Genomic DNA, 13,248 nt, shown 5'->3' on the forward strand with positions numbered 1-13,248 from the left:
TCTCCGCCCCGTCCTTGTGCTAATGCCGCTTTTCGTCTAATATGGATAGTGAAGCATCATATCGCATACAAGAGGCGGCTTGGCCGTTTAAAATGAATCGGCATGATAGGGCACAGGGGGAGTGGGAATGGCTTCATCGGATGTCATGGTGAATCTGAACGAGAAGGCGCTTCGCCTTCTGCAGGACGACGCCGGCAAGATCGAGAAACTGATCGCCATTCAGATGGAGAACCTGGCGACCCGCAAATGCCCGCTTTACGAAGAGGTGCTGGACACTCAGATGTACGGCTTTTCTCGGGCGGTCGATTTTGCGGCACGGGCGGGTCTCGTAGAAGAAGCGGAAGGCAAGCAGTTGATCAATCAATTGGAGCGCAACTTGGCTCTGCTATACGAAGCGCTCGCGCAGAAGGCCGAACTCGAAGCCTGAACCGACCGCGCAAAAAAACCTTCGCTTGCGGCTGACGCCGCCGGCGAAGGTTTTTTTCTTGTGCGCATCCGATCAGATAAAGTAGAAAGCGACGCCAAGCATGATATAAACGAGCAGGAGAAGCTTTCCTTCGTACCATGTCGTGGAGCCGTCTCGCGATACCGATGTCGTGATCAGCGCCGCCACGGCGATGGCCGCGATCTCGACGGTGGTGAAGATCAGGTCCATCTGCTCCGCGAACAACAGACTGATGAAGACCAGGACCGGCGCCACGAAAAGGGCGATCTGCAGGCTGCTGCCCACGGCGATCTCGACGGCCGCTCCCATCTTGTTTTTCATGGCGAGCATGATCGCCGCGCTGTGCTCCGCCGCGTTGCCGATGATGGCGACGATAAACGCGCCCACGAAGAGCTCGGACATGCCGTAATCGGCGACGAACGTGTGGAGCGTGCCGACGAGCCACTCGCTGACGAAGGCGACCATCACGGTAGCCACGACCAGGTATAGGATGGCGCGGTTCTTGGACCAGGTAGGAACTTCTCCGTGATCCGCTTGCGTGTCCGCGTGATCCTCCAGGAAGCTCTTGTGCGTAATCATCGAATAGATCAGCCAGCCGATATACGCGACGATGAGCAGACCGGAGACGATCTCGCTCATTCTGAACGCATCGGTGCCGCCGATATGCTCCGTCTTGACGAAGATCGCCGGCACGAACAGCGCGATTACGCCGAGCAGCATCAGCGAAGCGTTCTGTCCCGCCAGGTGGACGTTAAACTTCTGCTCCTTGTACTTCAGTCCGCCCGCAAACGCGCTCGCGCCGAGCACGAGCAGCAGGTTGCCGATGATGGAGCCGGTGAGGCTCGCCTTTACCATTTCGAACAGGCCTTCCTTGACCAGGAAGATGGCGATGATGAGCTCCGCCGCGTTGCCGAAGGTAGCGTTCAGGAATCCCCCGAGCCGCTGGCCGGCATAGTGGGAGACGGCTTCCGTCGCTTTGCCGAGGAATCCGGCTACGAATACGACCGCGATGGCCGACACGACGAACTGGAACACTGTGTTCATGTGCGCGTAATGCGCGATGGCGCTTAGTACGAAAAACACGGCCAAGAGCGGGAAAAACAGCTTTTTCAACCTTGAACACCTCGAGTCGGAAATATATGTATCGAACCGGCATTTCTTAATATATCCAATGCGGCCCTACTTGTACAATACCCAATTGGTTGCGCGCGCTCTCATCTTCCATTACAATGTAGTCAAATATCGTAACGGGAGCGTGGTCCGCGGATGACGGAACAATTGCAGGAAGGCCTCATACGAATTTCCGACGACGTCGTCGCGACGATCGCCGGCCTGGCCGCGCTGGAGACGCCCGGCGTCGCTGCGATGTCCGGCGGCATGTCCGAGGGCCTGGCGAAGCGCCTCAGCGGCAAGAACGCGCAGAAGGGCGTATCCGTCGAAGTCGGACAGCTGGAGGCCGCCATCGATCTGCGCATCGTCGTGTTGTACGGTAGCCCGATTCAAGAAGTCGGCCGCCGTCTGCAGGACAACGTGCGCGAAGCGGTGGAGAATATGACGGGCCTGCGCGTCGTCGAGGTGAACGTCAAGGTCGAAGGCGTAGCCTTCAAGGACGAAGCCGGCGCCGAGCAAGAGGAAGCGCTCACGGTTCGGGTCAAGTAAGGCCCGGCGCATACATAAAGCGAACAAAAAAGCGCATTGCTGCCTACACATGCAGCGACGCGCTTTTTTTGTTGGTCTCCGGCCGATGGACGCCCACGCGGTTGTATTCTCTGGAGATGCTGAGCAGAATGCCCATCCCGATCATCAGGGACAATAGAGAGGAGCCTCCGTAGCTGATAAAAGGGAGCGTGACCCCGGTCATCGGTATCGCGTTGGAGACGCCGCCCATGTTGATCAGCGCCTGTATGCCGATCAGCGACACGAGGCCGATGCCCACGAGCGTCCCATAGATATCGGGACAGCGCAGCGAGACGATCAACGCGCGCCAGAGGAACAGCACGTAGAAAATCAGGAACACCGTGACGCCGAAAAACCCGAGCTCCTCGGCGATGACCGAGAAGATAAAGTCGTTGTATGCTTCCGGCAGGTAGAAAAGCTTCTGCACGCTGTTGCCGAGGCCCGCGCCCCAGAATCCGCCGTGGCCGAACGCCTCGAGCGAACGGAGCAGCTGCAAGCCGTTTCCCTGGGGATCGGAGAACGGATCGCGGTATGCGGTGATACGCTCCATCCGATAACCGCCGTCGTTGCCGGAGGCCAGAAAGTAGATGCTCAGGACGAGCGCGGCGATGCCGGCGAGTACGGCGCCGGACAGCAGCACGTGCTTCAGGTTGGCGCCGCCCGCGACGATGATGATCGTCGCCGTGAGCAGAAGGATGACGCTCGAGCCGAAGTCGGGCTGCAAGATGATGAGTCCGACGATAAAGCCCACCATGATCATGACGGGGAGCAGCCCCCGCTTGAATTCACGGAACTTGTCCTGTTTCTTCGTAATGATGGCCGCCAGGTACAGAATCACGGCGAGCTTGGCGAGCTCCGTCGGCTGGATGCCCAGGCCCGCGAAGCGAATCCAGCTGCTCGCGCCGTTGATCGCCGAGAAGAAAGGCACCATGACGAGCAGCACGATCGTGAACAGCAGGAGGGGCAAAAAGAGCTTCTTGAACTTGGAGTACGGCACGTTCATGATGACGAGCATCATGAGCGTGCCGAGTCCCGCCCAAGCGAACTGGCGCTTGGTGAAGAACAGCGCGTCGTTGCCGAACTTCTCGGATGCCCCGGCCATGCTGGAGCTCGCGCTGAAAACCATGACCAGACCGAATCCGACAAGCATCAGCGTCAGTATCATCAGCAGAAAGTCGGGCGCGCCGCGCGAGCCTTCCGTAGTCTTCATGGCCGATCGCTCCGCACGGTCAAGCGAGCTGCAATCGGAGCTCGTTCAAGCGCTGCGTGGCGGTGTTGAGGATCGTCTGCGGCACCGGCGATTCGTACTCGAGCCCGTGCGGGAAGGTGGCCCGGCCGATGTAGACCGCCTCGATCGCCAGGACGGCGTCCGGATTCTCCAGCCGGCCTTCGACGGCGCGCGTGCTGAAGCGCAGGAAGTAGTCGCTGTTCGTGCCGGCGTCGGTCAGCTTCAGATCGTATGTAGCGCGCGTATATTCCCACTGCCAGCGGATGAAGCCCACCTTTTCGGCCGACTCGTCCAACGTGGCCAGATCGATCTGAACTCCGTTCAATCCGGAATTTTCAATTAACATCCCAAGTTCCTCCTTTAGAAAATGCAGAAAGGCTTCGTTCCACCCTCCATCATAGACGGTTTGGACACCTTCTGCAAGAGCGCTTACGCGAAGCGGAGGGGGTTGAGACCGGGCGCGGCGCCATGTCGGATCGGGCCCCGATCTGTTACAATAGAAAACATATAGAGAGCCATGGAGAGGAGACGGACGCTGTGAGCATCGATGAACGACAATTGCAGTCTCTGCATGGGCAAGCCGTCGAATGGCGAAGGCATCTGCACAGGCATCCCGAGCTGTCCTTTAAGGAAACGAATACTTCGGCGATGATCGCCGACCTTCTGGAATCGTGGGGTCTCGAGGTCAGACGCGGCGTGGCGGGCACGGGCGTCGTCGCGAAGCTGACCGGTGGGCTGCCCGGCAGAACCGTGGCCCTGCGCGCAGATATCGACGCGTTGCCGATCCAGGATGCGAAGGATGTCGAATACGCGTCCGAGGTGCCCGGCGTCATGCATGCCTGCGGGCACGACGGCCATACGGCGGAGCTGCTGGCCGTAGCGAAGCATTACAGCATGAACCGGGAGCGGACGGCGGGGACGCGCGTCTTTTTGTTTCAGCCAGGCGAGGAGGTGCTCCCGGGAGGCGCGATCGGCATGATCGCGGACGGCGCGCTGGACGGCGTGGACGTCGTATACGGCGTCCACCTGTGGACGCCGCTGCCCTGCGGCACGATCGCCACCCGGCCGGGGCCGCTGATGGCGGAGCCCGACGAGTTCGAGATCGAGCTGCGCGGCAGCGGCGGACACGGCGGGCTGCCCCACGAGGCGAGGGATGCGCTGGTCGCGGGCGCCCATCTGGCCGTAGCGCTGCAGACAGTCGTGTCGCGGAACGTCGATCCGCTGGAAGCCGCGGTGCTGTCGATCGGACAGTTCAGGGCCGGCACCGCCCGGAACGTCATCGCGGACAGCTGCCGGCTGAGCGGCACGGTGCGCAGCTTTACGCCCGAGGTGCGCGAGGTCGTGCGCGGCCGGATGGACGATATCATCCGCCACAACAGCGCCTTGCACCGCGTGGATTATACGTTCGAGTTCTACGAAGGCTACCCGCCGGTCGTCAACGATCCCTCCGAAGCCGCGCGCGTGCTGCGCGTAGCCGCCGAGGTGCATACGGACGGCGAGGTTCGCGAGTGCGAGCGCATCATGGCCGGAGAGGATTTCTCCTATTATCTGAAGGAACGCCCCGGTTGCTTCTTCTTCGTCGGCGCGGGACGGGCGGACGGCTCCTCGGCGCCTCATCATCATCCGGGCTTCGATATCGACGAGACCGCGTTGCGTCATGCCATCCGCCTTCTCGTCGCGGTCGCGGACGACGCGGCGTCGGATTTGCAGTAACAAGCATAATCGTTGAAGGCCGTTCTTATCCCGGTAGCGGGAGGGACGGCCTCTTTCGTGATCTATGCGAATTGCGGCCTGCGCACGTCGTCGCCGATCCGGCGAGGAGCGCTGCATCCGCGGAGGACGATCTCGTACGGGGATCGGTGCTTATAAACGGGCGCATCGGGGCATCCTTGGTATAAAAAGGAGGCGATCGACCGATGACGCTGTCACGCTCTAATCTTGCTCCGATCATCGCGCAGTCGGACGGCACGCTGCTGCTCGACGAGCGGCTGCCGGGCTTCGCCGAGGCCCAGGAGCTGCTGCGCGCGATCGCCGAACTTCAGAAGCGCCCGGGCCATCTTCATACGTATCACGTCACGCCGGTCACCGTGTGGAACGCGGCCGCATCCGGCTGGACGGCCGCGCGCGCCCTCGGCGGACTGCGCGCGCTGTCCAGATACGGCGTGCCCGGCCCGCTGGAGCGGGAGCTGGCGCTGCAATTCGCGCGCTACGGGCAGCTGCGCCTCGCCGCGCAGGGCGGTGAGCTTCGCCTGCTGGCCGCGGATCCGGCGATGCTCGAATCCGTCGCTGCGCTGCGGGTGATGAACGGCTGGCTGCGCGTCCGGGAGGACGGCGCTTATGCGGTCGTCCGGCCCGACGCTCGCGGCTGGCTCAAGCGGGAGCTGGCGCTGGCGGGATACCCGGTCATCGATGAAGCCGGATACAGGAGCGGACAGCCGCTGCCGGTGACGCTGCGCGGGGACGGGGCCTCGCCCGCGCTGCGGGGCTATCAGCGGGAGGCGGTGGATGCGCTGCTCGGAGGCGCCGCTGCCGGTACGGGCGCGCCGGCAGGCGGGAGCGGCGTCGTCGTGCTGCCCTGCGGCGCCGGCAAGACCTGGGTCGGCATCGGCGCGATCGCCAGCCTCTCTTGCGAGACGCTGATCCTGACCCCGAACACGGTGTCGGTCACGCAGTGGATCCGGGAGCTGCGGCGGGCCACCACGCTCGGGGACGAGCAGATCGGCGCCTATACGGGGGAACGCAAGGAGGTTCGTCCCGTCACGGTCGCCACCTACCAGGTGCTGTCGAGCCGCGGCGGCAAGCGCGGAGGCAACGCGCATTGGCCCCTGTTCCAGGACCGCAACTGGGGCTTGATCATTTATGACGAAGTCCATCTGCTGCCGGCGCCGGTATTCCGCCTGACCGCGGAGCTTCAGGCGACGCGGCGGCTAGGACTCACCGCGACGCTCGTTCGGGAGGACGGCAGGGAAGGCGACGTATTCGCGCTCGTCGGACCCAAAGCGTACGAGGCGCCTTGGAAAAGCCTCGAGGAAGAGGGCTGGATCGCCGAGGCGGCCTGCAGCGAGGTGCGCGTGCCGATGGACGCCGGTTGCGCCGAGAGGTACGCGGACGCCCCCGCCCGCGCCCGCAGCCGGATCGCCGGCGAGAACCCGCGCAAGGCAGAGGTCGTCCGCGCGCTCCTGGCCCGTCACGAGGGCGAGCAGGCGCTCGTGATCGGGCAATATCTGGACCAGCTTCGGACCTTGTCCCGGGAGCTGGACCTGCCGCTCGTGACCGGCGACATGCCGCATGGGGAGCGGCAGACGCTGTTCGACCGCTTCAATCGCGGCGAGCTTCGCGCGCTGGTGTTGTCGAAGGTGGCCAACTTCGCGGTCGATCTGCCCGACGCCGCGGTCGCGGTCCAGGTATCGGGCAGCTTCGGCTCGCGGCAGGAGGAGGCCCAGCGTTTAGGCCGCATCCTCCGGCCTAAGCGGGACGGCGCGGCAGCCTCGTTCTATTCGCTCGTCAGCGAGCACACGGACGAGGTGGAATACGCCCGCCGCAGGCAGCGGTTTCTCATCCAGCAGGGCTATCGCTACGAGGTTCGGCACTGGCCCGGCGAACGGTCCGAGCGGGATGCGCCGCGCGCGCCGGCGGCGGAAGGCTCCGGATGAGGACGCGGGATATCGTCATGGAGCTCCCCGATGCCGCGCTTTCTTGGCTGCGGGAAGGCCCTTGGACGGCGCCGCGGCTGTCGGGTGGAGCAAGTTTGGCCGACGCGCTGACGGACCCGTCCCGCGCCGCGGCATGGGTCAATGACGCGCCGGCGTCGGCGAGGGACGCGCTGAAGCTCATCCTCATGCGGTTCGGGCATATGCCGTTTCCTGAAGAGAAGCTCATGCCGGAGGGCGGCAAGCCTCCCCTAGGATGGACCGGGGCAGAGCTGCGGATGGCCGTGCAGCAGCTGCGCCGCGACGGCATCTTGTTCGCGATGGACCGCCCGTGGGGCGATCGGCTGCTGGTGCTGCCCGAGGATATGTTCGCGGTCTGGCGCCGTCTGCTGCTGCCGCTGAACGTCGAGCCGCTGCCCGAGGAAGTCTGGATGGAGGGCTGCGACGCAGCCGCTTCGCTGCTGTCGCACGAGTTGATCGCGGCCTGGTCGGTCATCCGCGGGACGGGTCTCCCGCTCACGTCCAAGGGTACGCCGCGCAAACAGGAGACGGCGAGGATCGCGTCGGCGATGCGCATCCGGCCGGAGGAATGCCCGGTGCGCGGAGCGCCTCCCGCATGGGAGGGCCTGCCGCCCTCCGCGGACCTGGCGCTGCGCATGGGCCGCGCGATCGGCATGCTGAGGCAGCGGGGCCGCACGGTCGTCGCGGAACCCGACGCGGTGGCTCGCGCATGGCTTGCGCTGCCGGCGGCCGAGGCCGAGCTGCGCCTTATGGAGATCGCCGCCGTCTGCCTGCTGCCCGCCGGGGAGCCGGGCGCATGGCTGGCTGCGGAGTCGCTGCGCGATCTGTCGCCGATGAGGTGGTACCGCACGGCGGATATCGCTCGCGCGATGCCTACAGGCGATGCGGCCGACGCCTCCGCAGCCTGGGTGCGATTCTTGCTGACCGCGGGATGGATGGAGAGCGGCGGAGACGCGGACGGCGCGGCCGTAAGGTGGACGGTCGAGCCGAGCGAGGCGCGCCTCGGCGCATCGGCCGACGGCTATGACCGCTACGAGCTGATGCCGGATCTCGAGGCGATCGTGCCGCCCGAGGTGCCGCCCGGCATCCGGTGGGAGCTCGAGCTGATGGCCCGCCGCTTGTCCGAGGACGTCGTCGCCGTGTACCGTCTCGATGCGGACGCATGCCGCCGGGCGCGGGCCGGCGGGCTTACGCTGGAAGACGCGCGGTCGCTGCTGGAGCGCGGCTCCGGCGCGCCGCTCCCCGGCGCGGTCGAGATCGCGCTGCGAGATTGGTTCCATGAGCCGGAGGCCGTGAGCATGGGCGGCGAAGCCGAACCGGAAACGGGACGCGCGATGACCGACGCAGCGGCGCCTGAAAGCCCGCCATTCGCTTCGTCCGGCGGGCCGGACGAAGACTTTTTTCGGCCGGCCGCCTCCGCGTATCCGGATCCGAACGGACAAGCGCGCATATGGGACGCCCGCCCGCCGCTCCTATCGCGCAAGCTATACCCCGGCGCGGACGGCATCCCGCAGGGCTGGCTGCGCCAACCGGCCGCCTACCATGCCTCCACCCGAAGAGAACTGGTGGAGCGGGCGATCGGCTGGCGCGCCGCGCTGCGCCTGGAACGCGAGGGGGATTGGATCGACTTCGCGCCGGAGCGGGTGCTGTCGGCCGAAGGCGGCGGCTGGCGCGCCTGGGGCCGTCCGTTCGTCCGCGAGGCGGGAAGCGGCCGGCCGATCTGCGCCGAAAGTCCTATGGGAATCGACGCCGCAGAGATCGGCCGGCTCATGATCGCGCTTCCGGGCGCGGAGCGCGAATCCGGCGCGCAGCCGACCACTTGACCCCTCGCGGAGGATATGTGATATGATAGATCATGTATCCCAAGCGCATAAGGGTAGGTGGTTAAGTCTTGACCATGCTCAAATCCCTCCCTGCGGCGGAGGCGTACGGCGATGATTCGCTGGAGTCCGGTGCCGATATGTCGGCGATCGCGGCCCGCGCCTTCGAGCTGGGAGATCTGATAAAGCACTCCGCGTTGACGGAGGATTACGTATATTGGAAACGCTCGGTCGCAAGCAGCGGCGAGGCGCAGCTTCGCATCCGGGAGTTTCTGAAGGCCAAGGACAAGTTCGTCGAGTGCGAGCGGTTCGGCCGCTTCCACCCGGACTACAACGAGGCGCTGGACCAAGTCTACGAGGCCGAGGCCAAGCTGGAGGAGGTCGAGGAGGTCCGCCGCTTCAAGGCCGCGGAGCATGCGGTCGACCTGCTGCTCCGCGAGGTGTCGCAGTTGATCGCGCATTCGGTGTCCGAGTCAATCAAGGTGCCCGACAACGATCCGAATCCCAAGGGATCGAGCTGCGGCAGCGGCGGCAGCTGCTCCTGCGGCAGCGGGGGCTGCGGATAATACGAACGCCGGCTGCGGCCGGCTTGTCAGAACGGAGGAACGTCATGTTCGCGGAACGGACCGGTTATATCGTATGGTTCAGCGACTGGAAGGCAGCGCGCGCGCTGGACAAATACGGCAGCTTGCACTATATGTCCCGCAAGATGAATTACGCCGTGCTCTATCTGGACGCGGACAGCTCGGAGGACACGGTGCGCAATCTGCAGCGGTTGCCCTATGTCCGCAAGATCGAGCGCTCCTACCGGGGCGAGATCAAGACCGAGTACGAGAGCAATGTTCCGGACAAGACCCGGTTTTACGGGCTCTGAGCGAGATGGCGTGTTGATGGAGTGCCGCGCGGGCGACTGTTGCGGCGCTCTTTTTTTATAGCCGATCGCCTTCGTGAACGCCAGGTTTTAGACTGGATGGGGTTGTCTTGAACATAAAGAATATGTAAAGTCTGGAATCTATTTTTTTTAATGTTGAATGTACGGGAATAATTGCGTTAGAATGTATATAAATGCCTAACACTTCAACCTCTTATAGGTCTTCTGGCTCATACGAGCGAAGGGAGGGAAGCCCCGTGAAAGACAAGCAGACGGAACGTTGGAGCACGTACGAACCTTTTTACGTAGAGCTTGGCGATAAAAAGGTTGCGGACATCATCATCACCAATCATGCCCGCGTCCGCTGGACGGACCGCGTCGAATCCGAGAAGACGGGCTTCTCCGATATCGCCGAGTTTTTATGGCAGTGTCTTAAAGAGGACCGGATCGTATCGTATTACCGCAACGAGGAAGACGTCTACACGATCGATGACGATCTGGTGTTCGTCGCCGAGTTCGCCGTGTCGGAGAAGGAAGTCGACCTGCTCGGCAACCCGCTCCACAAGATGATCGTCGTTACCTTTCTAGGCAGAATGTCGGAGACGATGGAGCTGCGAGACCTTAAGACGTACTATTCTTGGCTTCGCCATTCGCGCCGGATGACGCTGATCAAGAACAACCGCAAACGCCGATAAATCAATTCTTATGAAAGCATGCCGCGCGGCATGCTTTTTTTGCGTCGTTTATCGGCGCAGATTCGTAAATTTACCGCACGGCGAATGCCTGGACCCAATTATGATATAATGCATTCAAATGTCGGGAAGGCGGTAAGTCGAAAATATGGCGCTGAACGTGCATCAACTCCACACCTTCTACACGGTGGCGGAAAGAGGAAGCTTCTCGGCCGCCGCCCAGACGCTTCATATGACGCAGCCCGCGGTGACGATGCAAATTCAGGCGCTGGAGGAGAGGTTCGGCTCGAAGCTGCTGCGCCGCTCGGCGAAAAAGCTGGAACTGACGGACGCGGGGCGCGCCCTGCTGCCGCAAGCGGCCAAGGCCATAGAGCTGATGCGGGAGACGGATGCCGTCATGGCCGCCCACGCGGAGCAGCTCAAGGGCAGGCTCAAGTTCGCGGCGAGCCTGACGATCGGCGAGTACGTGCTGCCGCGGCTGCTGGGTCCTTTTCTCACGACGTACCCTGCTCTGTCGCTCAGCATGCGCATCATCAATACCACGGAAATCATTGAAGAAATCGAAAACCACGGCCTCGCGTTCGGTCTGGTCGAAGGACGCGCGGAAGGACCGGGACTGTTGGCGGAGCCGGTCATGAACGACGAGCTCGTGCTCGTCGTGCCGGCGGGCCATCCGTTCGCTAAGCGGAGCGAGGTCGAGCTGGACGAGGTGCTCCGGGAGCCGATGGTGCTGCGGGAGACGGGATCCGGCACGCGGCAGGTGATGGAGGAAGAGCTCGTCAGGCAAGGCGCGCAGCCCTCGGACCTGCGGGTCGTGAGCGACTTCGGCAGCACGGGCGCCGTCAAGTCCGCCGTGGAGGCGGGACTCGGGTTGTCCTTCCTGTCCGTGTGGACGATTCGCCATGAGGTTGCGCTGTCCTTGCTCGCGCCGGTGAAGATCCGCGGCGTGTCGTTCCGCAGGCAGTTCTATGCGGTTCGCCAGCAGTCGTCGGACCTGCCGATCGCCGGAGCCTCGTTGCTAGCATACCTAAGGGGGATTCAAGGTTGAACAGAGCGGACCTGCATACGCATACGACCGCATCGGACGGATTGCACAGGCCTGCGGAGAACGTCCGCATGGCGGCCGAAGCGGGACTCGCGGCCATCGGAATCACCGATCACGATACGGTCGCGGGATTGGAAGAAGCCAGGGAGGCCGCGAAGGCTTACGGCATCGAGGTCGTGCCGGGCGTCGAGATCAGCACGGCGCGGGACGGGCAGGACATCCATATCCTCGGTTTTTACGCGGACGATCGCGATCCGGTCTTCCTCGAGCGGCTCGCATCCCAGCGCAGGGTGCGGGATTCGCGCAACGAGCTGATCGTGGCCAAGCTGAACGAGCTCGGAGTGTCGCTCACCTGGGAGGCCGTACTCGACGCGGCCGGGCGCGACCGCGGACCCGACGAGACGGTAGGCCGGCCGCATATCGCGGAAGCGCTGCACCGAATGGGCGCGGTGGAATCGGTTCAGGAAGCGTTCGACCGCTACCTGGCCGAGGGCCGGCCGGCGTACGTCCTGCCTCCGCGCATCGCGCCTGCCGACGCGATCGCCTGGATTCACGAGGCGGGGGGCGCGGCGGTCGTGGCGCATCCCGGACTGTACGGCGCGGACGCGGCGGTCGAGGCGCTGCTGCGCGACGGAGGCGCGGACGGCGTCGAAGCGTACCACTCGGACCATACGGCCGAGGACGAGGAGCGCTACGCGGCCATGGCGCGACGCTTCGGCGCCGTCGCGACGGGCGGCTCGGACTTCCATGGAGCGCGCAAGGGCCGGGTCTACCATGGACCCATCGGGTGGAGGACCGCAGGCGCGGCCGTCGTCACCGAGCTTAAGAGCCGGGCGTCGCATCATCGGGCCAAGGCGACAGGGGCGGCGTCGCGGGACGACGGCGGTACTGCATCGGACTGACGCCATAGTAAGCGCCGAAGTGCCGCGTGAACGGGTGGATGGACGGATAGCCGAGCTTGTCCGCGACTGCGGTAATGCTCAGATCGCTCTCGCGCAGCAGGATCGCCGCCCTTCGCATCCGGAGGCGGTGCTGGTACGCTTTGGGCGTGAAGCCCGTTTCCCGCAGGAACAATTCATGGAAGTAGGTGCGGTTGAGACCGCACATTTCCCACCAGGCTCCGACGCTCTCGCGCTTCTCGGGATGCCGCTCGAGATGCTCCAGCAGCTTCACGATCCGATAGTCGCTCGGCCGCCGCGTATGGAGCGCGTTATACCAGTTGAGCATCCACGCGTACATCATGCTGTTCAGAATCTCGCTGCGATAGTAGCGGGATTCTTCGTATACCTTGATGATCCGCAGAAGCTCCTCGTACAGCTCGGGGCAGGCCTGCAGCGAGGAGACGCCCGGCATCGCATCCAGCTCAGCGCACGGCCGCTCGGCGGCGATCGCGGGCAGGTGGAACGGTTCCGGCGCATAGATGAACACCCGGTCGAGCGATTGCGGCGTGCGGGCGTCCCACAGATCGAAGTACAGATTGTACGAAGCAAGCGGCCGCTCCGGCGAGATGTGGAACGCATGCGGCTGCCCCGGCCGCAGAAAGACCAGCGCGCGCTTGTCCAGCGGATGGCGAACGCCTTCGATTTCCATTTCTCCGCTTCCTTCCGGGAACAGGTGCATCGCGTATACGCTGCATACCCGCAGCCCCTCGTTCGCGCTGCCGTCGTATAAATAAGGCATGACATCGCCGAGATACGGCGTCATATCCGACAGCTTCTGCATGATCCCGCTTCCTTTCCCAAACCTAAAAATACCGGACGAATCGTCAAATCGGTGGATGCGCTAACAAATACGAAACG

14 protein-coding genes are annotated in these 13,248 nt (G+C 63.8%); 10 read left to right on the forward strand and 4 right to left on the reverse strand.

Translation table 11 applies throughout. The features are described 5' to 3' along the window. The first annotated feature begins 127 nt into the window (after positions 1–127). The gene (locus PQG80_RS01870; RefSeq protein WP_271749426.1) at positions 128–427 is read left to right on the forward strand and encodes an Fpa/YlaN family protein; all 300 of its coding nucleotides are present in this window, start codon (positions 128–130) and stop codon (positions 425–427) included. Between the two features lie 72 nt (positions 428–499). On the opposite strand, the gene cax is transcribed toward PQG80_RS01870, so the two are convergent. After that, the gene (gene cax, locus PQG80_RS01875) at positions 500–1,558 is read right to left on the reverse strand and encodes a calcium/proton exchanger (RefSeq protein ID WP_271749427.1); all 1,059 of its coding nucleotides are present in this window, start codon (positions 1,556–1,558) and stop codon (positions 500–502) included. 153 nt (positions 1,559–1,711) lie between these two features. On the opposite strand from cax, the gene PQG80_RS01880 reads away from it, so the two are divergent. Continuing rightward, on the forward strand, positions 1,712–2,104 hold the full coding sequence (locus PQG80_RS01880; protein WP_271749428.1) for an Asp23/Gls24 family envelope stress response protein: 393 nt from the start codon (positions 1,712–1,714) through the stop codon (positions 2,102–2,104). Positions 2,105–2,147: 43 nt separating this feature from the next. Here the strand turns inward: PQG80_RS01880 and ftsW are convergent, their stop codons facing one another. Beyond that, positions 2,148–3,332: a putative lipid II flippase FtsW gene (ftsW, locus tag PQG80_RS01885; RefSeq protein ID WP_271749429.1), complete on the reverse strand. Its 1,185-nt coding sequence runs from the start codon at positions 3,330–3,332 to the stop codon at positions 2,148–2,150. Between the two features lie 19 nt (positions 3,333–3,351). After that, positions 3,352–3,696 carry a YugN family protein gene (locus tag PQG80_RS01890; RefSeq protein WP_271749430.1) on the reverse strand — a complete coding sequence of 115 codons (345 nt, stop codon included), beginning with the start codon at positions 3,694–3,696 and terminating at the stop codon, positions 3,352–3,354. Positions 3,697–3,887: 191 nt separating this feature from the next. On the opposite strand from PQG80_RS01890, the gene PQG80_RS01895 reads away from it, so the two are divergent. The 8 genes from PQG80_RS01895 to PQG80_RS01930 all read left to right on the forward strand — a co-directional run bounded on the left by PQG80_RS01895 (position 3,888) and on the right by PQG80_RS01930 (position 12,351). Further along, positions 3,888–5,063 (forward strand): amidohydrolase, encoded by a 1,176-nt coding sequence (locus PQG80_RS01895; protein WP_271749431.1) that lies wholly within the window; start codon positions 3,888–3,890, stop codon positions 5,061–5,063. Positions 5,064–5,266: 203 nt separating this feature from the next. Then, positions 5,267–7,003, forward strand: coding sequence for a DNA repair helicase XPB (locus PQG80_RS01900; RefSeq protein WP_271749432.1), 1,737 nt, complete (start codon positions 5,267–5,269; stop codon positions 7,001–7,003). Further along, a complete protein-coding gene (locus tag PQG80_RS01905; protein WP_271749433.1) occupies positions 7,000–8,844 on the forward strand; it encodes a helicase-associated domain-containing protein in 1,845 nt (614 codons plus the stop codon). The genes PQG80_RS01900 and PQG80_RS01905 overlap by 4 nt, the downstream gene beginning before the upstream one ends. Positions 8,845–8,918: 74 nt before the next feature. Further along, a complete protein-coding gene (locus PQG80_RS01910) occupies positions 8,919–9,407 on the forward strand; it encodes a YlbF/YmcA family competence regulator (RefSeq protein WP_271749915.1) in 489 nt (162 codons plus the stop codon). A 44-nt stretch (positions 9,408–9,451) separates the two neighbouring features. Beyond that, entirely contained in the window at positions 9,452–9,715 is a 264-nt protein-coding gene (locus PQG80_RS01915) for a YlbG family protein (protein WP_271749434.1), read from the forward strand. Positions 9,716–9,969: 254 nt separating this feature from the next. Beyond that, complete coding sequence (locus tag PQG80_RS01920; protein WP_271749435.1) at positions 9,970–10,407, forward strand: hypothetical protein; 438 nt, start codon at positions 9,970–9,972, stop codon at positions 10,405–10,407. Between the two features lie 145 nt (positions 10,408–10,552). Further along, positions 10,553–11,452 (forward strand): LysR family transcriptional regulator, encoded by a 900-nt coding sequence (locus PQG80_RS01925; protein ID WP_271749436.1) that lies wholly within the window; start codon positions 10,553–10,555, stop codon positions 11,450–11,452. Then, positions 11,449–12,351 carry a PHP domain-containing protein gene (locus tag PQG80_RS01930; RefSeq protein WP_271749437.1) on the forward strand — a complete coding sequence of 301 codons (903 nt, stop codon included), beginning with the start codon at positions 11,449–11,451 and terminating at the stop codon, positions 12,349–12,351. Before PQG80_RS01925 ends, PQG80_RS01930 begins: the two co-directional genes overlap by 4 nt. On the opposite strand, the gene PQG80_RS01935 is transcribed toward PQG80_RS01930, so the two are convergent. Next, positions 12,272–13,171 (reverse strand): helix-turn-helix transcriptional regulator, encoded by a 900-nt coding sequence (locus PQG80_RS01935; RefSeq protein ID WP_271749438.1) that lies wholly within the window; start codon positions 13,169–13,171, stop codon positions 12,272–12,274. The two genes, PQG80_RS01930 and PQG80_RS01935, sit on opposite strands and share 80 nt — an antisense overlap. Positions 13,172–13,248: the final 77 nt, after the last annotated feature.

The sequence above is a fragment of the Cohnella rhizoplanae genome, assembly GCF_948329515.1.
GTDB classification, from domain to species: Bacteria; Bacillota; Bacilli; order Paenibacillales; family Paenibacillaceae; genus Cohnella; species Cohnella rhizoplanae.